20 protein-coding genes are annotated in these 20610 nt (G+C 73.1%); 12 read left to right on the forward strand and 8 right to left on the reverse strand.

Going from position 1 to position 20610, the window contains the following annotated elements; all coding sequences use genetic code 11:
• Nucleotides 1-7 precede the first annotated feature (7 nt).
• The 5 genes from AB0B14_RS12020 (at nt 8) to AB0B14_RS12040 (ending at nt 4814) form a co-directional block, all read left to right on the forward strand.
• Nucleotides 8-676: a 50S ribosomal protein L11 methyltransferase gene (locus tag AB0B14_RS12020; RefSeq protein WP_357070138.1), complete on the forward strand. Its 669-nt coding sequence runs from the start codon at nt 8-10 to the stop codon at nt 674-676.
• A 66-nt stretch (nt 677-742) separates the two neighbouring features.
• A complete protein-coding gene (locus AB0B14_RS12025) occupies nt 743-1867 on the forward strand; it encodes a cytochrome P450 (RefSeq protein WP_357070399.1) in 1125 nt (374 codons plus the stop codon).
• A 222-nt stretch (nt 1868-2089) separates the two neighbouring features.
• Nucleotides 2090-2974: a polysaccharide deacetylase family protein gene (locus AB0B14_RS12030; protein ID WP_357070142.1), complete on the forward strand. Its 885-nt coding sequence runs from the start codon at nt 2090-2092 to the stop codon at nt 2972-2974.
• A gap of 89 nt (nt 2975-3063) precedes the next feature.
• Nucleotides 3064-3996, forward strand: coding sequence for an ATP-binding cassette domain-containing protein (locus AB0B14_RS12035; RefSeq protein WP_357522410.1), 933 nt, complete (start codon nt 3064-3066; stop codon nt 3994-3996).
• Nucleotides 3993-4814 carry an ABC transporter permease subunit gene (locus tag AB0B14_RS12040; RefSeq protein WP_357522411.1) on the forward strand — a complete coding sequence of 274 codons (822 nt, stop codon included), beginning with the start codon at nt 3993-3995 and terminating at the stop codon, nt 4812-4814. The genes AB0B14_RS12035 and AB0B14_RS12040 overlap by 4 nt, the downstream gene beginning before the upstream one ends.
• Nucleotides 4815-4844: 30 nt before the next feature.
• Here AB0B14_RS12040 and AB0B14_RS12045 read toward each other — a convergent pair whose 3' ends face one another.
• From AB0B14_RS12045 to AB0B14_RS12060, 4 genes are read right to left on the reverse strand one after another with little or no spacing between them, the layout of a single operon-like run.
• Nucleotides 4845-5522, reverse strand: coding sequence for a response regulator transcription factor (locus tag AB0B14_RS12045; RefSeq protein ID WP_357070148.1), 678 nt, complete (start codon nt 5520-5522; stop codon nt 4845-4847).
• Nucleotides 5522-7078 carry a histidine kinase gene (locus tag AB0B14_RS12050; protein WP_357522412.1) on the reverse strand — a complete coding sequence of 519 codons (1557 nt, stop codon included), beginning with the start codon at nt 7076-7078 and terminating at the stop codon, nt 5522-5524. The genes AB0B14_RS12045 and AB0B14_RS12050 overlap by 1 nt, the downstream gene beginning before the upstream one ends.
• Nucleotides 7079-7132: 54 nt before the next feature.
• Entirely contained in the window at nt 7133-7858 is a 726-nt protein-coding gene (bioD, locus tag AB0B14_RS12055) for a dethiobiotin synthase (RefSeq protein ID WP_357070152.1), read from the reverse strand.
• Nucleotides 7855-9015 (reverse strand): 8-amino-7-oxononanoate synthase, encoded by a 1161-nt coding sequence (locus AB0B14_RS12060; RefSeq protein ID WP_357070154.1) that lies wholly within the window; start codon nt 9013-9015, stop codon nt 7855-7857. The genes bioD and AB0B14_RS12060 overlap by 4 nt, the downstream gene beginning before the upstream one ends.
• 167 nt (nt 9016-9182) lie before the next feature.
• Between AB0B14_RS12060 and bioB the strand changes: the two genes are divergently transcribed.
• Genes bioB through AB0B14_RS12075 form a run of 3 tightly spaced genes read left to right on the forward strand, consistent with a single transcriptional unit; the run spans nt 9183 to nt 10889 of the window.
• The gene (gene bioB, locus AB0B14_RS12065) at nt 9183-10178 is read left to right on the forward strand and encodes a biotin synthase BioB (protein ID WP_357070156.1); all 996 of its coding nucleotides are present in this window, start codon (nt 9183-9185) and stop codon (nt 10176-10178) included.
• 5 nt (nt 10179-10183) lie between these two features.
• A complete protein-coding gene (locus AB0B14_RS12070) occupies nt 10184-10378 on the forward strand; it encodes a hypothetical protein (RefSeq protein ID WP_357522413.1) in 195 nt (64 codons plus the stop codon).
• A 4-nt stretch (nt 10379-10382) separates the two neighbouring features.
• Nucleotides 10383-10889 carry a GNAT family protein gene (locus tag AB0B14_RS12075; RefSeq protein WP_357070160.1) on the forward strand — a complete coding sequence of 169 codons (507 nt, stop codon included), beginning with the start codon at nt 10383-10385 and terminating at the stop codon, nt 10887-10889.
• Nucleotide 10890: 1 nt separating this feature from the next.
• Here AB0B14_RS12075 and AB0B14_RS12080 read toward each other — a convergent pair whose 3' ends face one another.
• Nucleotides 10891-11418 (reverse strand): DUF488 domain-containing protein, encoded by a 528-nt coding sequence (locus AB0B14_RS12080; RefSeq protein ID WP_357070162.1) that lies wholly within the window; start codon nt 11416-11418, stop codon nt 10891-10893.
• Nucleotides 11419-11528: 110 nt separating this feature from the next.
• A complete protein-coding gene (locus AB0B14_RS12085; protein ID WP_357522414.1) occupies nt 11529-14432 on the reverse strand; it encodes a glycoside hydrolase family 9 protein in 2904 nt (967 codons plus the stop codon).
• A gap of 355 nt (nt 14433-14787) precedes the next feature.
• Between AB0B14_RS12085 and AB0B14_RS12090 the strand changes: the two genes are divergently transcribed.
• The gene (locus AB0B14_RS12090) at nt 14788-15576 is read left to right on the forward strand and encodes an LPXTG cell wall anchor domain-containing protein (protein ID WP_357070166.1); all 789 of its coding nucleotides are present in this window, start codon (nt 14788-14790) and stop codon (nt 15574-15576) included.
• Between the two features lie 159 nt (nt 15577-15735).
• On the forward strand, nt 15736-16158 hold the full coding sequence (locus tag AB0B14_RS12095) for a VOC family protein (RefSeq protein ID WP_357070168.1): 423 nt from the start codon (nt 15736-15738) through the stop codon (nt 16156-16158).
• Here AB0B14_RS12095 and AB0B14_RS12100 read toward each other — a convergent pair.
• Nucleotides 16142-17218, reverse strand: a complete 1077-nt coding sequence (locus AB0B14_RS12100; protein ID WP_357070169.1) for a GNAT family N-acetyltransferase — start codon at nt 17216-17218, stop codon at nt 16142-16144. The genes AB0B14_RS12095 and AB0B14_RS12100 overlap by 17 nt on opposite strands.
• Before the next feature lie 89 nt (nt 17219-17307).
• Nucleotides 17308-18009, reverse strand: a complete 702-nt coding sequence (locus AB0B14_RS12105; protein WP_357070171.1) for an amino acid-binding protein — start codon at nt 18007-18009, stop codon at nt 17308-17310.
• A 150-nt stretch (nt 18010-18159) separates the two neighbouring features.
• On the opposite strand from AB0B14_RS12105, the gene AB0B14_RS12110 reads away from it, so the two are divergent.
• Together AB0B14_RS12110 and AB0B14_RS12115 are read left to right on the forward strand one after the other, a co-directional pair.
• A complete protein-coding gene (locus tag AB0B14_RS12110) occupies nt 18160-19239 on the forward strand; it encodes a phosphotransferase family protein (protein ID WP_357522415.1) in 1080 nt (359 codons plus the stop codon).
• Nucleotides 19239-20450 (forward strand): acyl-CoA dehydrogenase family protein, encoded by a 1212-nt coding sequence (locus tag AB0B14_RS12115; protein ID WP_357522416.1) that lies wholly within the window; start codon nt 19239-19241, stop codon nt 20448-20450. The genes AB0B14_RS12110 and AB0B14_RS12115 overlap by 1 nt, the downstream gene beginning before the upstream one ends.
• Nucleotides 20451-20610: the final 160 nt, after the last annotated feature.

The raw sequence follows: 20610 nt of genomic DNA on the forward strand, positions 1-20610 counted from the left end.
TCGCCGGGTGTCCGAGCTCTCCAGCACGTTCGTCCGGCTGCACGCCCGGCTGGCCCCGGTCCCCTTCGTTCCCGAGGTGCGACTGCACCAGGCCGACGAGCCGATCGGGTTGTGGGAGCTGACCGAGGGCGAGTTCTCCACCGACCGGCCGCCGCCGTTCTGGGCGTTCGCCTGGGCCGGCGGGCAGGCGCTCGCCCGCTACGTGACCGACCACCCGGCGCTGGTCGCCGGCCGCCGGGTGCTCGACCTCGCCTCCGGCTCCGGCCTGGTGGCCATCGCCGCCGCCCGCGCCGGCGCGGCGTCGGTGCGGGCCGTCGAGGTGGACGAACTGGCGGTCGCGGCCGTCGCGCTCAACGCCGAGGCCAACGGGGTACGCGTCGACGCCGAGTTCGGCGACATCCTCGACTCCGACGCCGGGGACGCCGAGGTGGTGCTCGCCGGCGACGTCTTCTACAGCGACGCGATGGCCCGGCGGGTGCTGCGGTTCCTGCTGCGCGCCGCCCGGGCCGGCGCACCGGCACTTGTCGGTGACCCCGGCCGGGCGTTCCTGCCCCGCGACCGCTTCGACGAGTTGGCCGTGTACGACGTGCCGGTGCCGGAGGCGCTGGAGAGTGTCCGGGTGAAGCGCACCACCGTCTGGCAGTTGCGCGCCGGGCTGCCCGGAGCCGCCCGCTAGCGTGTCGGCGTGCTGTTTTCCGGTTGGGGGTCCGCGGTCGGGGCACCCTGGCCGGACGTCGCCGAGGTGACCGACCACGTCGGCGTACGCCATCTGGTGGTCACCCGGCACGCGCTGGTCCGGCAGGTGCTGGCCGACCCGGTCACCTACCGGCCGGACAACGCGCTGGACGCGGTGACACCGATGCCGGTGAGCGCGCTGCGGGTGCTCGCCGGGCACCGGTTCCGGCTGCCGCCGACCCTGGCCAACAACTCGGGCGCCAGCCATCCCCAGATCCGGGCGATCGTCGCGGCGGCGTTGCACCCCGAGCGGGTCGCCGCGCAGCGGCCCTGGCTCACCGCGCTGGTCCGGGACCGGGTCGCTCGGCTCGGCGCCCGGCTCGACACCGGCGCGTCAGTCGACCTGTACGCGGACCTCGCCGCCGACCTGCCGCTGCTGGTGCTGGCCCGGCTGGTCGAGCTGCCGGACGCACCTGTCGGTGCGGTCAAGGAGTTCGCCCGCGCCGCGCTGGAGTTGTTCTGGGCACCGCTGGACGTCGACCGGCAGCTGGCGCTCGCCGCCGAGGTGGGCCGGTTCCACGGCGTACTGCGGGACTTCGCCACCAGCGGGGGCGGGTTGGCCGGCGAGTTGCGCGCGGCCGGGCACCCGCCGGACGTGGTGGTCGGCGCGCTCTTCTTCCTGCTGGTAGCCGGGCAGGAGACCACCTCGCAGTTCCTCACCCTGCTGCTGCACCGGCTGGCCGGCGAACCCGCGGTGCGGGCCGGCCTGCGCACCGGCGCGGTCGCGGTGGCCGACGTGGTGGAGGAGGGGCTGCGACTGGAGCCGCCCATCGTCACCTGGCGGCGGGTGGCGGCGACGGACAGCACGCTGGGCGGCACGGCGGTACCGGCGGGCAGCAGCCTCGTGCTCTGGCTGGCCCGCGCCGGCCGTGACCCCGCGGTCGTCCAGTCGCCCGACGAGTTCCGCCCGGGGCAGCGTGGGTCTCGCCGACACCTGGCGTTCGGGGCCGGTGTCCACCGCTGCGTCGGTGACGTGCTGGCCCGGATGGAGGCGGCAGTGGTGGTTGCCGAGGCGGCACCACTGCTGGACGCGGTGACGGTGGTCCGCCCACCCTGGTGTCCGGACAATCTCACCTTCCGGATGCCGGACGCCTTCGTGGTGCGCTCAGTCGAGCGGCCCCTGGACCAGTAGCACGATGCCCCCGACGATCGCGGCGGCGCCGAACCCGACGAGCGCGAGTATCTGCAGGATCCACCGCACCATCGGCCGTCCCCGTCCGTCGAATCGACTCCGCTCCGAGGCTAGGCCGCCCGGGCAAGAGCGCTCGGGGAGATCGTCACGGGGCACGGGACCTGACCACGACCCGCTATGTTTCCGGGCGTGTCATCAGCCCACCCGCGCCGCATCCTCGCAGTGGCAACGCTTCTGGCCGTGCTGACGCTGACCGCCTGCACAGTCGGCCCCGGCCACCGGACCCACGCCCGGCAGATCACCGCGACCCAGCCGACGCCGTCCGCACAGCCGACGCCGTCCGCACAGCCGACGCCCTCGGCACAGCCGACACTCTCGGCCTTGCCGACGCCGTACGCCCGGCCGACGCCCTCGGCCTCGCCGTCCCCGACGGCGAAGCCGACACCGGGAAGCCTGGCCTGGTACGTGTCCCAGGTCCCGACCTTCCCGCAGGCGCCGCCGCCGCAACCGGTGTCGCTGCCGACGACCGGCGTCGCGCAGTTCTGGCACCGCCTGCCGACCGACCAGAAGGTCGCCTTCATCACCATCGACGACGGTGGGCTGGCCCGCCCGCCCGCGGTGGCCGACTTCGTCTGGCAGGCACACATCCCGGTCACGATGTTCCTCAACTCACCGGCGGCCGAGGAGCACACCGACTACTTCCGGCAGATCCAGGTGGCGGGCGGGGTCGTCGAGAACCACACCATCAACCACACCTCGCTGGCCGGCCGCTCGTACGACTACCAGAAGCACGAGATCTGCGGGGCGGCGGACAAGCTGGAGACGCTGTTCGGCAAGCGGGCGACCCTGTTCCGGCCACCGTTCGGCAACCACGACGCCACCACGTTGAAAGCCGCGCACGACTGCGGCGCGAAGGCGGTCCTGCACTGGACCGAGACCGTGCACGAGGGGAAGGTGCGCTACCAGACCCCGGAGAAGGTGATCCAGCCCGGCGACATCCTGCTGATGCACTTCCGGCCGGCGCTGATGGACGACCTGCTCGCCGCGCTCAGGGCAATCCACCGGGCCGGGCTCACGCCGGCGCTGCTGGAGGACTACGTGCGCTGACCGACCCGCCGACGACCTGACGAAAGTCAGGGTCGGGTGGTGCCCTTCGGGCGCGGTGCGGCAGCGGGTCGCACGCCTAGCGTCAGCGCATGATCACATTACGTGGGTTGACGAAACGGTTCGGGGCGACAGTCGCTGTCGACGCGTTGACCGTCGACGTCGCGCCCGGCCGGGTCACCGGCTTCCTCGGCCCCAACGGCGCCGGCAAGTCCACCACCATGCGGATGATCCTCGGGCTGGACCGTCCCAGCGCCGGACAGGCCCTCATCGGCGGGCGCGCGTACCGGGAGCTGCGCCGACCGTTGCACGAGGTGGGCGCGCTGCTCGATGCCCGAGCCATCCACCCGGCCCGGTCCGGCCGGGCCCACCTGCTCGCCATGGCCCGCAGCAACGGCATCCCGGCCCGCCGCGTCGACGAGGTGCTGGACACCGTCGGGTTGGACGGGCGGGCCGCCGGCAAACCGGGCCGGACCCTGTCCCTCGGCATGGGCCAGCGGCTCGGCATCGCCGGGGCGCTGCTCGGCGACCCGCCGGTGCTGATGTTCGACGAGCCGGTGAACGGCCTCGACCCGGACGGGGTGCGCTGGGTACGGCACCTGACGCGCTCGCTTGCCGACCAGGGGCGGACCGTCTTCGTCTCCAGCCACCTGATGAGCGAGATGCAGCTCACCGCCGACCAACTCGTGGTGATCGGGCGGGGTCGACTGCTCGCCGACGCGCCGATCGGCGACGTGATCGCCGGCGGTACGGTCGCCGTCCGGGTGCGCAGCCCACACCCGGACGGGCTGGCCGCCCTGGCCGCGCGCCTCACCGCAACCGGGGCGAGCGTGGTGGCGGCCGACCGCACCGAGCTGACCGTCACCGGCACCACCGCGGACCGGGTCGGTGACCTGGCCTACGAGCTGGGGGTACGGCTGCACGAGCTGACCGCGCAGGCCGCGACCCTGGAACAGGCGTTCATGGAGCTGACCGCCGACAGCGTCGAGTACGCCGGCGGTCCGACCGAAGGTGGGCAACGATGAGCACCCGGACCGACGCGGGCACCCGCCCCACCAACACGCCGGCCGCCGGTGCGCCGGCCACCTTCCGGGGGGCGGTGGCCGCCGAGTGGACAAAGCTCTCCTCGGTACGCAGCACCTGGTGGACGGCGCTGGCCGGGCTGCTGGTGATGGTCGCCAGCGCCGGCCAACTGGCCATCTACGCCGCGAACGCCAACACCGACGACGACCCGACCGACAACCCGGGGATCGTCACCGTCGGCAGCGTGCTGATCGACTCGGTCGAGCTGACCCAGTTCGTGGTGCTGGCGCTGGGTCTGCTGGCGATCACCGCCGAGTTCACCAGCGGCACCATCCGGACCACGTTGCAGTGCACCCCGTCCCGCGGTCGGGTGCTGCTGGCCAAGGCGGTGGTCACCGGCGCCGTCACCTTCGCCCTCGGGTTGCTGCTCGGCGGCGTCGGCGCCCTGGTCGCCCGGCCGGTGCTCGGCGAGTGGGGCAGCGCCCCGGCCGCCGAGACGATCGGCGACATCGTGGCGGTGGCGGTCTACCTGGCGCTGATCGGCGTGTTCGCCCTGGGTCTCGGGGCCGCACTGCGCAGTGCGGTGCTCACGATCACCGTGCTCCTCGCCATCCTGATGATCGTGCCGCTGTCCCTACAGAACCCGGACATCGAGGTGTTGAACCGGATCGCCGACGGGTTCCCCGGCGTGGCCGGCGGGCACTTCCTGGCCGGCGACACCGAGCCGTACCCGAGCCTGGTCGGGCTGCTCCTGCTCGCCGGCTGGGCCGGTGCCGCGCTCTTGCTGGGCCGGGCCGCGTTGCGCCGCCGCGACGCCTGACGAGGTGAGCGGGGGCTTCCCGGCCCCCGCTCAGCCGTCGACCAGCCCCGCCTCGTACGCGAGGATCGCCGCCTGCACCCGGTTACGCACGTCCAGGCGGGTGAAGATGCTGGTCAGATAACTCTTCACGGTGCCCTCCACCAGGTGCAGCCGGCGGGCGATCTCGGCGTTGGACAGCCCCGCCCCGACCAGGGCCAGCACCTCCCGTTCCCGCTCGGTCAGCCCGGCCGTACGGTCCCGCGCGGCCGGCCGGCGGGCCAACCGCCCCGCACCCAGCTCGATCACCCGGCGGGCCACCCGCGGCGACAGGTACGCGCCACCGTCGGCCACGGCGTGCACACCGGCGATCAGCTCCCGCGGGTCACCGGCCTTGAGCAGGAACCCGTTGGCGCCGTGCCCGAGCGCGCGGGCCACATGGTCGTCCTCGCCGAACGTGGTCAACATGATCGTCGCGGTCTCCGGCACGAGCCGGCGGATCTCGGCGGCGGCGGCCAACCCGTCCAGCCGCGGCATCCGGATGTCCAGCAGCACGACGCGAGGTCGGTGCGCGCGGACCAGCTCCACCGCGGCGCGTCCGTCCCCGGCCTCGGCGACCACCTCGATACCGGGATCGGTGGCGAGGATGGCCCGGACGCCGGCCCGGATCATCGCCTCGTCGTCGGCCAGCACCACCCGCACCGGCGCTGCCCCGGCCCTATCGGTGTCCACTAGGCGATCCACTCCTTGCTGGCCAACCGGCCGTCGGTGAAGCAGAGCCGCCAGGTCGGCTCGGCGAGGGGAAAGTTGCCATCGGTGTAGTACTCGCAGCCGGCCCGGTCGACGCCGACGGGGCTCTCCAGCTGCCGCCGGGGCAGACCCTCCAGCTCCGAGCGGGCCGTGCCGACGCGCATCTGGTCGAAGGTGGCCCGGTCCAGCACCGTCCCGGCGGTCGCCACCGGGTAGTAGACGAGGGAGAGCACCAGGGCGAAACCGGCAGGTGCCAGCAGCGCCACCAACAGACTGCGCCGGACCCGCCGACGGGCGTCGTGCAGCCGCCGCGCCGCGTCCACCGGCCGCTCCACCGGGCCGGGCCGGCCCCCGGACGGCGCAGGATCGGTCTCGATCGCCTCCACCGGCGGCGCGGTCGCCGGCAACACCGCCCGGACGACGAACCCACCGCCGGTACGGGGCCCGGCGTCGAGCGTCCCACCGGCGAGGCGGACCCGCTCGGCGAGCGCGAGCAAACCGCTGCCCTGCGACGGCGGGGCCGGCAGCGGCTCCGCCGGCGGAGCACCGTTGACCACGCACACCTCGACCCGTTCACCGTCGCGGGTGAGACGAACGTCGACCGGGGCGCCCGGCGCGTACCGGGCCGCGTTTGTCAGCGCCTCACGGACCACCCGGTGGGCCGCGTGGCCGGTCATCGCCGGCAGCTCCGCGACCACCGAGGCGGCCTCCAGCCGGACCGCCATGCCGGCCTCCCGGGCATTGTCGACCAGGTCGGCGACGGTCTCCCCACTCGGACGCACCGACGCGCCACCGTCCTCGCGGAGCACCCCGATGATCTCGTGTAGTCGCTCGGTGGCGGCGGAGACGCTGGCCCGCAACTCCCCCGCCGCGGCCCGGTGCCGGTCGTTCAGGTCGGCGGCGACCTCCAGGGCGGCGGCGCGCAACGCGATCAGGCTGAGGTCGTGGCCCAGCGAGTCGTGCATCTCCCCGGCGATCCGGGCCCGTTCCCGCAGCCGGATCCGCTCGGCGGCACCGCGCTCCTCGCGGATCAGCGCGTCCACGTGCCGACGACCCGCGGCGGCCAACTCCTGCTGCTGACGCCGGTACCGGCCCACCAGCCAGGGGAACACCGCGGCGAAGAGCAACACCGAGGCCAGCAGGAACCAGGTGGCCTCGCCGGTGCCGAGCAGACCCAGGTTGAGCGCCGTCCCGCCGGCCACGATCAGGGCGAAGACCCCGGCCACCGGGGCCGCGGAGACGCTGCGCCGCCCGGTGAGATAGCTGAAGACCGGAATGGCGAAGACGAAATTGCCGTCGACGACCGACCCGAGCACCACCAGCACCAGGGCGACCAACGGTCGGCGTCGACTCGCCACCGTGGCCGCGCCGAGCAGCAGCAACTTGCCGACCAGCAGCGGCACCGCGTAGCGCGGGTAGGGCGGGCTGACCCCGGCGTAGCCGACCGGGGCCGCGACCACCGCCCAGAGCAGCGCGTCCAGCAGCAGGTGACGCCGCCGATCCAGCGGACCTGGCAGCGGGAAGTCGAGGATCCGCACGGCGGCCAGGCTACCCACGCCCGACCTGCGCGAACACCGACGAAAGTCAGGTGTTCAGCCGCTCTCCTCGGCCCAGACCCGCCAGTCGTCGAGCACCCCGTGCAGGGCCGGGGTGAGCCAGCCCGGCGCGGAACGCCGGAACACGCCCGGGTCCATCGCCCCGGCGCCGTCGGGCAGCGCGCCGAGCAGATTCGGCACCAGCTCGGTGAGGTTCGTCCAGTGCACCAACTCCGGCCGGCTCGGCCAGGCCCCGATCACCACACCGGCCGGCACCGCCCGCCGGTCGAGCGCCTCCAGGGTCAGCGCGGTGTGGTTGAGCGTGCCCAACCCGGCGCGGGCGACCACCACCGCCGGCGCGCCGAGCGACACCGCCAGGTCGGCCATCGTCCACGCCTCCCCCGACGGGCGCAGCCCCATCGGCACCAGCAACCCGCCCGCGCCCTCGATCAACACCAGGTCGTGTTTGTCCGCCTCGGCACGAACGGCGTCCACCGTCTCGTACAGCTCCAACGGCGGCAGGTCGGCGACCCGGGCGGCCGTCAACGGGGCGAGCGGGTCGGGATAGCTGGCCAGGGTCCGCCCGGTCAGCGGGGCAGCCAGCCGATTCACCGTGTCCACGTCGCCGGGCTCACCGCCGGCCGTACCCGTCTGGCCCGGTTTCACCACCGCCACCCGCAGCCCGGCGGCCTGCGCCGCGGCCGCGATCGCCGCGGTCGCCACCGTCTTGCCGACCTCGGTGTCGGTGCCGGTGACCAGAACCGGTCCCTCCCACCCGGTCACGGCGCCACCTCTGCTCGCGACTGCGGGGCACACTCCACGATGACCTCCAGGGCCCGCTCGAAATCCGCCCGGGGCACCCCGGCGCTGACCGTGAGGCGCAGACGGGAGCGGCTGTCCGGGGTGGACGGCGGCCGGAAACACCCGACCGCGACGCCCCGATCCCGGCAGTCGACGGCCCAGGCGCTGGCCGCCTCCGGCCCGGGAGCCGTCACCGAGATCACCGCCGCGTCCGGCGCGGAGACGGTCAGCCCGGCCGCCCGCAGTCGAACGACGGCCAACCGCACCCGGTCGGACAACTCCCCGCGCATGTCGTCGCCGACCCGGGCCAGCCGCAGCGCGGCGTGCACACCGGCGGCGACCGCCGGCGGCAGCGCCGTGTCGAAGATGAACGTACGCCCGGTCTCCACCAGGTGCCGGACGAACTCGGCGGGGCCGGCGACCACGCCACCGGCGCCACCGAGCGCCTTGGACAGGGTTGCGGTCACCAGCACGTCCGGTTCGCCGGCCAGCCCCGCGGCGGCCACCGCACCCGCGCCGGCCGGACCGGTCACACCGAGCGCGTGCGCGTCGTCGACCAACAGGAGCGCGCCGTGCCGCCGGGCCACCGCGTGCAGCCGGGCCAGCGGGGCGAGGTCACCGTCGACCGAGAAGATCGACTCGGTCACCACCACCGCCGGGCGGCCCGGTGCGGCCGCGAGTGCGGCGGCGACGGCGTCCACGTCGACGTGCGGGGTGACCACCGTCTCCGCACCGGAGATCCGAGCGCCGTCGATCAGGGACGCGTGGTTGTGCGCGTCGGAGACGAGCAGCGTCCGAGGTTGGACCAGCGCCCGCAGCGCACCGAGGTTGGCCAGGTAGCCGGAGGAGAAGACGAGGGCCCGATCGGTGCCCAGCCACTGCGCCAGCTCGTCCTCCAGCGCCTGGTGCGCGTCGGTGGAACCACGCACCAGGCGCGACCCGGTCGCCCCCAGCCCGTACGCCGACAGTGCCGCCGTGGCCGCGGCGATGACCTCCGGGTGGGTGGCCAGGCCGAGGTAGTCGTTGCCGGCCAGATCGGTCACCTGATCGCCGGCGGGACGCGGGTGCAGTCGCCGCGTCAGCCCCGCCTTCGCCCGCAACTGCGCGCGGCGGTCGAGCGCCGCCAGCCAGTCCGCCACCGTCACCCCTTCGTCGCCGTCCGTGCCGGTCAGCCCGACACCTGCCGGGCGAAATTACCACCCGCCACCGTCGGCCCGACGGATCCACTCGACGCGAGCACCCGCCGGGCTGCCAGGCCATTCCGGCTGACCGGGGGCCTTGGCAGGGGCCTAGTAGGGTACGAGGCATGCCAGAGATCCTCGACCAGGCCCGGACCCAGGTCCTGGGTGACGGTGTCGGCCTCGACCAGGCCGGCATCCTCGCGGTGCTGACCCTGCCCGACGAGCACCTGCCCGCCGCCCTGCAACTCGCCCACGACGTGCGGATGCGCTGGTGTGGCCCCGAAGTCGAGGTCGAGGGCATCGTCTCGCTGAAGACCGGCGGCTGCCCGGAGGACTGCCACTTCTGCTCCCAGTCCGGCCTGTTCACCTCGCCGGTGCGGTCGGTCTGGCTGGACATCCCGTCGCTTGTCGAGGCGGCGAAGCAGACCGCCGAGACCGGGGCGACCGAGTTCTGCATCGTCGCCGCGGTGCGCGGCCCGGACGCCCGGCTGATGAAGCAGATGCGCGACGGCGTCGCCGCCATCAAGGCCGCTGTCGACATCCAGGTCGCCGCGTCGTTGGGCATGCTCACCCAGGAGCAGGTCGACGACCTGGTCGACATGGGTGTGCATCGCTACAACCACAACCTGGAGACCTGCCGGTCGTACTTCCCCAACGTGGTCACCACGCACTCCTGGGAGGAGCGCTGGGAAACGCTGCGGATGGTGCGCGACTCCGGCATGGAGGTGTGCTGCGGTGGCATCCTCGGCCTCGGTGAGACCGTCGAGCAGCGGGCCGAGTTCGCCGCGCAGCTCGCCGAGCTGGCCCCGCACGAGGTGCCACTCAACTTCCTCAACCCCCGGCCGGGCACGCCGCTCGGCGACCGCCCGGTGGTGGAGGGCAAGGACGCGCTACGGGCCATCGCCGCGTTCCGGCTGGCCATGCCCCGCACCATCCTCCGGTACGCGGGTGGTCGCGAGATCACCCTCGGTGACCTGGGCACCCGTGACGGCCTGCTCGGCGGCATCAACGCGGTGATCGTCGGCAACTACCTGACCACGCTGGGTCGACCGGCGACCGCCGACCTGGCCCTGCTGGACGAATTGAAGATGCCGGTCAAGGCGCTCTCTGCCACGCTGTGACGACCATGACGACGACCGAGCTGTGGTGCGACAGGTGCGGTGAGTCGGCGGCGACGGCCGACGCCCACCCCGCGTGCGCGTCGGCCCGCCAGTTGGAGCCGCCCCGGTTCTGCTCGCGGTGCCGCCGCCGGATGAAGGTGCAGGTGCTGCCGGTCGGCTGGTCGGCGGTCTGCGTCGAGCACGGCGAGAGCAGGGGCTGAACCGGTGCTGCGCGGGCGGTCGGTGACCCTGCGACCGGCGACTGTCGCGGACGTGCCGGCCTTCGCGGCGATCCGGGCCACGCCGGAGGTGCGCCGCTGGTGGCGTGGCGGCGACGACCTGACCGAGTCCGTCCGCGCCGACCTCGGCGACGACGACCTGCACGTGTACGCGATCGAGCACGACGGCCGGGTGGTCGGCGCGATCCAGTGGTACGCCGAACCCGACCCCGACTACCGGCACGCCAGCCTGGACGTCTTCCTCGACCCGGCGGTACGCGGTGCCGGGCTCGGTGTCGACGCGATCCGCACCCTGACCCGGCACCTGATCGACGAGTACGGCCACCACCGGTTCACCATCGACCCGGCCGCGGCGAACAGCGCCGCCATCCGGGCGTACGCGAAGGTCGGTTTCCGTCCGGTGGGCGTGCTGCGCCGCTACGAGCGCGGCGACGACGGGCGCTGGCACGACGGCCTGCTGATGGACCTGCTCGCCGACGATCTCGTGGAGTGACTCACCCGTCCCAGCACAGGTGCCCGTTCGGGAGGCGCCGGGCCCCCTCGACGGGCTGGTGGGTGCTGAGCCGCCCGTCCGGCGTGAGGTGTGCGACCGGCGTTGCCCGACCGAGGGTCGCGACGTCGGCGATCAGCCGGCGGTGGCAGCGCCACCAGAGGCTCTCGCTGCACATCACGGCCGTGGTCCGTCGGGCCGCGTCGGCCAGCACCCCGGTCAGCGCCGCGTCGAACGCCGGGGTGCGGGTGTACGCGGCGTACGCCCGGAACGCGGCGACCTTCCACCAGGTGTCCGGCTCGGGCTCGCCGGCCGGGACGTGCCGGCGTCCGCCCAGATCCGGCTCCCAGCGGTAGTCGATCCCGATCTCGGGCAGCCACCGTTCGAGTTGCTCGCGGTGGACGTCCGGGTTGGTGCGGCTGGCCGGGTACCGCCGCACGTCCACCAGCAGGGCCACCCCGGCGGCGGTCAGCGACTCTCCCAGCCGCACCCGGTCGGCGGTGCCGTGCCCGACGGTCAGCAACTCCCCCACGCGGCTGACTTGCCCGGAATCCCGGGCGGTTATCCCCGGACGTGACGAGATCTCGGACAGTTGTCGTCTCGGCGTAACGACAACTGCCCAAGATCTCGTCGACTGTGGGCTCAGGAGAGAGCGCAGGTGGTGTTGTTGACGGTGAAGGCTGTCGGTTTCGGGTTGGTGCCGGTGTAGGCGCCGTTGAAGCCGAAGTTCACCGACGCGCCGGGCGCGATCGTGCCGTTGTAGGACAGGTTCGTGGCGGTGACGGCCGCGCCGGTCTGACTGACCGCCGCCGACCAGCCCTGGCTGACGGTCTGCCCGCCGGGGAAGCTGAACCGCAGCGTCCAGCCGTTGATCGCGGTGGTGCCGGTGTTGGTGATCGTCACGCTGGCGGTGAAGCCGGGGCTCCAGTCGGTGGTGGCGTACCCCACCGAGCAGGCGCCGCCGACCGGCGTGGGCGCGGTGGTCACCGCGACCGGCGCGGACGCCGCGGAGGTGTTGCCGGCCGCGTCCACGGCCACCACGTAGAACTGGTACGCCGTCGACGCGGTCAGCCCGGACACCGCCACGGTGGTGCCGGTCGGCGAGCCGACAAGCGCGTCGGTGGCGCCGGCCTCGCGGTAGACCCGGTACCCGGTGACGCCGACGTTGTCGGTCGACGGGGTCCAGGCCAGGGTGAGCCCGGTGGCGGTGACCGCCGACGCGACCGGGGTGCCGGGGGTGCTCGGCGCGGTGGTGTCGGCCGACCCGGTCGGCGGTGTGGTCACGGTGAGCACCGGAGAGGCCGCCGACCTGTTGCCCGCGCCGTCGCGGGCGATGACCGAGAACTCGTACGTGTGCTCAGGCAGCAGTGTCGAGATGGTGAGCGTGGTGCCGGTGACGGGCCGGGTCAGCACCGTGTCGCCACCAACCTGGATTTCGCGGACGTCGTAGCCGGCCAGGCCGCTGCCACCACTGTCGGTGGAGGCTGGCCAGGTCAGGGTGACCGAACGGGGCGCGAGGCCGGACGCGACAGGCTTACCCGGCGTGGTCGGGGCGGTGGTGTCCGGCACGACCGGCCCCGGCTCGTCGCCCCAGACCCGGGTGGTGCCGGAGTAGAGCGGCACCTTCCGGTTGGGCCCGGCGGTGGCCTGGTACGACGGGTCGTTGGTCGGGTCCCAGGTGCCGCCCTCCGGCACGCCGATCTTGAACTGGACCTCCATCCGGTGCGCCGACTGGCCGGCCGGGGCGATGGTGTGCCCGGTGCAGTCGACCTCGACGTACCAGATGTCGCCGCTGAACTGCTTGGCGGTGGTCGGGGACGGGCAGCCCTGGGTGTAGCCGGCGGTGACCTGCACCGGTCCGGTGCCGTCGGGCCGGAAGTAGTAGCGGAACTTCCCGTCGGTCAGCGCACGCGCCGGGAACGCCGACTTGTTGTAAACAATGGCCTTCAGCCCGGTGGCCCGGGGCTCGGCCTGCGCCACGGTGGTCTCCACGGTCAACTCGTCGATGTCCGGCGTCTCGGCGACCGGGAAGTTGGCCAGCGGCGTGCCACCGTACTCGGAGGTCAGTCGGACCAGCGCGGACGTGAAGCCGGCGTTGTAGTCGGTGGCCACCTCGTTCATCACGTAGTCCGACCGGCTGTCGCTGTACGCGTCGTTGGCCGCGGACGGGCCACCGACGAGCGCGCCGTAGAGGGTGTGCCGGGTCTGCACGGGCACGGTCTGGCTGTCCCACCAGGAACCGTGCGCGGTGCGGTGGTGCGGGTTCTTCGGCGAGTTGGCGCCGAACCCGATGACGTAGCTGGAGCTACGCGGGTTGTCGCCGAGCGCGTAGTTGATCTGCCGGACGGCGAAGTCGTGGTAGCGCGCCTTGCGGGTGGTGTCGGTGGTCTTGTCGCTGTAGACGAGCGCGGCGAACGAGGTGTTGGCCGCATACCGCAGCGCGCCCCAGGAGTCGAGCACCGCCATCCCGCCGGGGGAATACGGAACACGCTGCCCGTTCACCCCGACGGTCCAGTAGTCCAGCCAGCGGTTGGCGTCGTCGACGTACTTCTGCTTGCCGGTCAGGTTGGCCAGCAACACGTACGCGCCGAACTGCTTGTTGTCCCAGGCGATGGTCCACTTGTAGGAGCGGGTGGTGGACTGGTTCTCGGTGTTGAGCTTGTCGTACTCACTCTCGGCCTTGGCCAGGTAACTCGCCTCACCGGTGGCCCGGTGCAGCCAGATCGCGGCCCAGACCAGCTCGTCCTGCCAGCCGCTCCACGAGCGGTAGAAGCTCGTCGCGTCGGTGATGCACTCGTGGTAGGACTTCCGCACCGTGTCGGCGAAGGTGTAGAGCTGCCGCGCGTGGCCCAGCAGCTTGTCCGCGTAGGCCGCGTCGGTGGGCCGGAACACCATCGACGAGGCGGCCATCGCGGCCGCCGTCTCCCCCGCCAGGTCCGCGCCGCCACAGCTCGCGTCGATCCGGTACGCGGGCCGCGCCATCTGCATCACCTCGGCCGGACCCCACCACTTGTGGTCGTCGTCGCCCTTGCCGACCTGTCCGTAGAGAACATTTGCCGACGGGTGCGCCTTGATGAAGTAGTCGTTGACGAAGCGCAGGTTGTTGAGCAGGTGCGGCAGTTGCCCGGACGAGGTGTAGCCGCTGCGGTACTCGACCGCCCCCCACGCCAGCATGGTGGCGCTGAACGCCATCGGGAAGCCGAACTTGACGTGGTCACCGGCGTCGTACCAACCGCCGGTGAGGTCCACTCCGACGTCGGCGCCGTCGGTGAGGGCGCTGTCACCGCGCCAGGAGACCCGGTTCCAGTCGGGCAGCTTGCCGGACTGCTGCGCCTCGTAGAAGAGCAGCGACTTCTGCAACGCCTCGGCGTAGTTGTAGGTCGCGGCCGGCGCGGCGGACGCGGGCCCGGACGGCGGCCCGGTCACCGCGAGGGACGCGCCGGTGAGCAGCGCGACGCCGACAGCCAGCAAGCGCCGGGGCCAAGGCTGGTCGGCGACCGGTGACCGACCGGGGTGGCCGCTGGACGGCCGGGTCAGGTGGCGCATGCGGGCTCCTGTCGGAGGTGCCGCCGGCGGTCGCACCGACGCGGGACGGCGTACGGGCGGCACGGCCACCGGCGACTGCGAGGTGGCGGTGTGACCACAGAAGCCGTGGAAGCGCTCCCATGGATAACCGACAATGTAATGCGCCCGTCATCGATTGGGAAGCCCGTACTGCATCGCCAGCGCCACCGCGCTCGTGGGTGTTACGACGACACGCGCGCGGCAGCAGGAAACACCGACCCGGCAGGCACTTCCCGACCGAGACGTCGCCCAGCTCAGGCCGGTCGAGTGATGCCGGCGGCGGGCCCCCGACATGGGATCATGAGCGGCCCCCTCGACCAATACCGGAGGAATCCTCATGCCACTGCGTCGGCGCCTGACGCGCGCGGCCGTCTCCACCGCCGCCGCCACGGCCGTTCTCGCCATCGCCTCCCCGGTCTGGGCGTCGAGCGTCGTTCCCCTCAACCCCGCGCATTCCGGCGCGACGGCGGGGACGTTCCAGCAGGAGTGCCAGGACCCCAAGTTCGGCACGCGACCCACCAATCAGGACGGCTGGCATTTCGTGCTGCCCACCAAGCGGGCCGGTGACTTCCAGAGCCTGACGCTGACCTTCAAGGACCGAGCGGGCGTCTCGGTGACGGTGACCGTGCCGAACCCCGCGGATCCCTACACCGACTTCCTGTCCGCCAACGGCGGCGGCGACAAGCAGGTGAAGCACGCCTATCTCTTCACCCCGGCGGGATGGACGTTGACCGGCGGCAGCGCGCTCGTCAGCGGCGAGGGTGAGAGGTTCAACCTCAGCCACACGTGCGCCGGCGCCGGCACCACCGCGTCGCCGACCCCGACGCCGACCACTGAGTCCCCGACGCCGACGCCCACCACGGGCTCGCCGACGCCGACCACCCCGGCCACGTCGACGCCGACGGGCTCGGTCCCGCCGTCGGAGTCGGTCCCGCCGTCGGGCTCGCCGGCAGCCGGCGGCTCAGCCTCGACCCCGGGAGGCGCGGGCGGCGGCGACAACGGGGGCAGCCTCCCGCTCACCGGCGTGGCCGTCACCAGCCTCGCACTCGGCGGTGTCGCCCTGATCGGCGGCGGCGCCCTGCTGATGACGCGTCGCCGTCGCGACCGGATCACCTTCACCAGCTGACCGACGAACGCCCGCGACCGGCCCCGAACGTCACTCCGGCGGCCGGTCGTGGGCGTTTCGCGCGCAGGGCCCTCTCCACACCGACACCGAGAACGCGAGACGCCCCCTGTGGACGCTCGGTACGCGCAAAGGGCCATTGCCTGCGCGTACCGTCGGGAGATGGCATTGATCGCGCAGCTGTCTCTGGGCGTGTCCGACGCCGAGCGGGCAGGAACCTTCTGGGCCACGGCCCTCGGCTACCGTCGCCGCGAGCCCCGCTTCACCGGCGACGAGTGGATCGTGCTGGAGCCGCCGCCGGGGGTGTCGGGCATGGCCCTCGCGATGGACCTCAGCGAGAGTCCCGCGCGGGAGTTCCCCCGGCTCCACCTCGATCTGGACGCCGGCGACCGACCCCTCGACGAGGAACTCGACCGGCTGCTCGCCCTCGGTGCCCGGATCGTCAACTGGCGGCACTATCCCACCGAGCCGCACCCGACCGAGCCGCCGTACGTGGTGCTCGCCGACCCCGAGGGCAACCGGTTCTGCGTCTCGGGCCGCCGCGAGCCGTCCCGGCGCCGAGCAGGCCCTAGAGGCCAGGCGTAGAGGCCACGCCCTGCCGGTCCGACCTAGCGGCCAGAGCGAGCGGAACGGTGACGGTGAGCAGCACGCCGTCGCGCTCCACCGAGCTGGGCCGGTCCAGCCGCCGCAGCATCCGCTGCATCGGAGTGTTCTCCGCCTGGACGTGCAGCACCAGCGCCGCGTACCCGGCCGCGTCGGCGTGCCGGACCAACCGGCGCAGCAACGCCGAGCCGAGCCCTCGCCGCTGCCAGTCGTCGCGCACCAGCAGCGCCACCTCGGCCTCGTCGCCCTCGCCGAGCAGGTTCGCCATGGCGACCACCGACTCACCCGCGCCGTCGGCACCGGTGGTGGTTGCGACAAGCGTCAACCCTCGCCCCGGCTCCAGCAGCCGGCGCAGTCGGGCCGGCTGCGGCAGCGCCGCCCCGCCCAGATAACGCCGCTGCCGGCTGCGCGGTGAACACGTCTCGTGCAGCTCCAGCACACCGGACAGGTCGTGCGCGCAGCCCGGCCGGACGGCCACCTCGGCCCCGTCGGGCAGCACCAGGGTGACCTGTTCCGCGGCCCGACGCGCCACGGTCGCGGCCAGCTCGACCAGGGCCTGTGCCCGCGCGTACTCCGCCGGAGTGAAGGCCGGCGCGGCCCGGCGCAGCGCGAACGAGCCGCCCGCCGGGTCGGCAAGCGTCATGGTGGCGCCGGTGATCCCCCGGTCGACGTCTGTCGACGCGGGTCGCCAGGTGACTGAGTCGGCGCCGAGCAGGGTGCGCAACGCCTCGCCCGTCGCGTCCGGGTCGCGCACCAGCCGGTTGGCCAGCCCGAGCACCCGGGTGGGCTGGTCGGCCAGGCCGCGCGCCTCGCTGCGCGCCACCCAGCAGTCCCGGCCCCGACCGCGCTCGACGGCGGCGATCAGGCCCGCCTCGTCGAGCGCGTCGGGCGCGTCGACCAGGAAGTCGTCCACCGCGCCCTGCTCGGTGGGTTGCACCTGCACGGTGAGGATGTTGACCCCGCGCAGCGCGAGGCTCGCCGTGAGCACCGACAGGTAACCCGGCCGGTCGTCCACAGTTGCCCGAATCCGCCACAACGTCATGGTTGGCTCCCTTCCCACCGCAGAGCCTCGTCGCCGGCTGTTGCCGCGCGATTGCCCGGCGGTGTCGCGCCCGGGAACTCGCCGGCCGGTCAGGGGCCGGCGACCACCGGCGGCGCGCCGACCAGGTCCAGCCGATCGCCGAGGATCACCGCGCTGGCCCGGACCAACTGGGTGAGCCGATCGACCTCGGTGCTGTGGAAGTTGGCGGCGCAGAGGGTGTCGCTGTATTCCCGGGCCACCACCAGCACCAGGCCCGCCCGGCCGAACGGCGCGATCGCGTGGTGGGTGCCGTCGGGCGTGGTCATCGACCGACCGCGCAGCGGGGTCACCTCCGGCAACCGCAGGGGCACCGGGGTACGCCAGCTCGCGTGCCCCACCGTGGCCCCGCCGCCTCCGGTCCGTGAGGCCCAGTCGACAGGCACCACGGCGGCGACGGCCCAGTCGGCCGCCAGCAGCCCGGGGACCGCGTCGACAAGGGTGGCCAACCCGTCGACCGGGTTGGCCGCGACCTGGGCCAACAGCTCCGCGTCCTGGCCGGTGGTGGTGGGCGCGCCGATCGCCCGCCACACACCGTCCACCCGCACGCCCGGAATCGCCGCGAGACCGGCAAGCAGCCGCTCCACCCGGCCGGCACCCGGCCAGACGACAGTGAAGTCGTCCACCGCGCGCCCGCCGAGTCGTTCGAGGACCACCACCTGGACGATGTCCGCCCCGGAGACGCCCAACGTGCGGGCGACCTGGCCGAGGGTGCCCGGACGGTCCGGCAGGGTGACCCGAACTCGCAGCAACATGTCTGTCCCTCCGCTCGGCGGGCCGGCGACAAGCGGCCGGCAGGCTGTGTCACAGCCTGCCGGTTGACCATTTCGTCCCTGTTGCAGAGGCATGACCCGAGGGGAAACTCTGACCTTGACAACGTGAGCACGCTGCCATCAACTAGTCGGATGAGTGATCCGGCCGCCAACACGTCGCGACCGGGCACCGTTTCCGCCTCTCCGGCCGGCCTCGCCCTGGACCGGCTCGCCGGCTATCTGGCCCAGCACCGGCCCGAGCTGGCGGTCGGGCCGCCGCGGGCCGAGCTGATCGCGGGCGGCAAGTCCAACCTCACCTACCTGCTGCGCCTCGGCGACCGCGAGGTCGTGCTGCGCCGCCCTCCGCTCGGGCACGTGCTGGCGACCGCGCACGACATGGCCCGCGAGTTCCGGGTCATCTCCGCGCTGGCGTCGACCGAGGTGCCGGTCCCGGGCACGCTGCTGCTCTGCACCGACCCGGAGGTGATCGGCGCGCCGTTCTACCTGATGGAGCGGATGCCCGGTGAGGTGTTCCGCTCCCGCGCGCAGACCGACCCGCTGGGCGACGAACGACGCCGGGCCCTCGCCATGGCGATGATGGACACGCTCGCCGCGCTGCACAGCGTCGAGCCGGCCACGGTCGGGCTGAGTGACTTCGGCCGCCCGGAGGGCTACCTGGCCCGGCAGGTCCGCCGCTGGGGCGGGCAGCTGGACCGCTCGCGCAGCCGCGAGCTGCCCGGCATCGACGAGCTGCGTGACCTGCTCGCGGCCACCGCCCCGGAGGGCGCGAACGCCGGCCGGATCGTGCACGGCGACTACCGGTTGGACAACCTCCTCGCCTCGGCCGACCCGGTGGCCGTGCACGCCGTCCTCGACTGGGAGATGGCCACCCTCGGTGACCCGCTCGCCGACCTGGGGCTGCTGTTGACGTACTGGGACGTGCTCGGCGGCAGCGACACGGCCGAGGGCAACCCGGTCGCCGACGGGCTCGGCCCCCGCGCCGGCTTCCCCACCGGCGACGAGCTGATCGACAGGTACGCCGGGCGCAGCGACGTGGACGTCGGGCCGCTGCACTGGCACGTGGCGCTGGGCTGCTTCAAGCTCGCGGTCATCTGTGAGGGCATCCACTACCGCCACACCCTCGGGCAGACGCTCGGCGAGGGCTTCGACCGGATCGGCGAGATGGTGGCACCGCTGGTCGCGCACGGGCTGACCGCTGCCAGGGAGCGGTGATGGACTTCTCATACGACAGCCGGACCGAGGAGCTGCGCGACGAGCTGACCCGGTTCCTGACCGAGCACGTCTACCCGGCCGAGGCCGTGCACGCCGAGCAGGTGGCCGCCGGCGACCCGTGGTCGCGTACCCCGGTGTTGGCCGAGCTGAAGGCGGAGGCCCGCAAGCGCGGCCTGTGGAACCTGTTCCTGCCCGACCCGCGTTACGGCGCCGGCCTGACCAACCTCCAGTACGCACCGCTGGCCGAGCTGACCGGGCGCAGCCCGCACCTGGCGCCGGAGGCGGTCAACTGCGCGGCCCCGGACACCGGCAACATGGAGCTGCTTGCCGAGTTCGGCTCGGAGGCGCAGCGGCAGCGCTGGCTGATGCCGCTGCTGGAGGGTGAGATCCGCTCCGCGTTCTGCATGACCGAGCCGGACGTGGCGTCCTCCGACGCCACCAACATCGCCACCCAGATCACCCGCGACGGCGACGAGTACGTGATCAACGGACGCAAGTGGTGGTCGTCCGGCGCGATGGACCCGCGCTGCGAGATCCTCATCGTGATGGGCAAGACCGACCCGACCGCCGACCGGCACCGCCAGCAGAGCATGGTGCTGGTCCCCCGGGACACCCCCGGGGTGACCGTGCGCCGGGGCATGACCGTCTTCGGCTACACCGACGGGTCGCACGGCGGGCACGCCGAGATCGACTTCGTCGACGTCCGGGTGCCCGCGGAGAACCTGATCGGCGTCGAGGGCACCGGCTTCGCCATCGCCCAGGCCCGGCTCGGCCCGGGCCGAATCCACCACTGCATGCGATTGATCGGAATGGCTGAGCGGGCATTGGAGCTGCTCTGCCGCCGCGCCAACGAGCGGATCGCGTTCGGCCGGCCCCTCGCCGAGCAGGGCGTGGTCCGGGAGTGGATCGCCGAGTCCCGGGTGCGCATCGAGCAGGCCCGACTCCTGGTGCTCAAGACGGCCTGGCTGATGGACACCGTCGGCAACAAGGGCGCACACACCGGGATCCAGGCCATCAAGATCGGCACCCCGGCGATGGCGGAGTGGGTGATCGACAAGGCCATCCAGGGGTACGGCGGCGCGGGCGTCAGCCAGGACACCCCGCTGGCCGCCCTCTGGGCACAGACCCGCACCCTACGCCTGGCCGACGGCCCCGACGAGGTCCACCGCAACTCCCTGGCAAAGCGCGAACTCCGCCGCTGGACCCACTAACCCCGCCCCCGCCCCCGCCCTCTCCCCGCCCTCGTTGATCATGAGGTTATTGCCCGCCACACCGGCTTGGGGTCAAGGGGTGAGTGCAATCGTTAGGTAGCGATGAGGTGGTCCAGGCGTTCGGCTGGGGTTGCCCAGTCGAGCGTCTGGCGGGGGCGGG

Origin of the sequence: Micromonospora sp. NPDC049171, from assembly GCF_040648275.1 — a bacterium.
Lineage (GTDB): Bacteria > Actinomycetota > Actinomycetes > Mycobacteriales > Micromonosporaceae > Micromonospora.

Excerpts from the sequence above, each read along its gene's own strand:
- AB0B14_RS12035 (WP_357522410.1), top strand. The coding sequence starts at position 3,064 with ATGATCACATTACGTGGGTTGACGAAACGGTTCGGGGCGACAGTCGCT.
- AB0B14_RS12040 (WP_357522411.1), top strand. The coding sequence starts at position 3,993 with ATGAGCACCCGGACCGACGCGGGCACCCGCCCCACCAACACGCCGGCC.
- bioB (WP_357070156.1), top strand. The coding sequence starts at position 9,183 with ATGCCAGAGATCCTCGACCAGGCCCGGACCCAGGTCCTGGGTGACGGT.
- AB0B14_RS12070 (WP_357522413.1), top strand. The coding sequence starts at position 10,184 with ATGACGACGACCGAGCTGTGGTGCGACAGGTGCGGTGAGTCGGCGGCG.
- AB0B14_RS12085 (WP_357522414.1), bottom strand. The coding sequence starts at position 14,432 with ATGCGCCACCTGACCCGGCCGTCCAGCGGCCACCCCGGTCGGTCACCG.
- AB0B14_RS12090 (WP_357070166.1), top strand. The coding sequence starts at position 14,788 with ATGCCACTGCGTCGGCGCCTGACGCGCGCGGCCGTCTCCACCGCCGCC.
- AB0B14_RS12095 (WP_357070168.1), top strand. The coding sequence starts at position 15,736 with ATGGCATTGATCGCGCAGCTGTCTCTGGGCGTGTCCGACGCCGAGCGG.
- AB0B14_RS12100 (WP_357070169.1), bottom strand. The coding sequence starts at position 17,218 with ATGACGTTGTGGCGGATTCGGGCAACTGTGGACGACCGGCCGGGTTAC.
- AB0B14_RS12105 (WP_357070171.1), bottom strand. The coding sequence starts at position 18,009 with ATGTTGCTGCGAGTTCGGGTCACCCTGCCGGACCGTCCGGGCACCCTC.
- AB0B14_RS12110 (WP_357522415.1), top strand. The coding sequence starts at position 18,160 with ATGAGTGATCCGGCCGCCAACACGTCGCGACCGGGCACCGTTTCCGCC.
- AB0B14_RS12115 (WP_357522416.1), top strand. The coding sequence starts at position 19,239 with ATGGACTTCTCATACGACAGCCGGACCGAGGAGCTGCGCGACGAGCTG.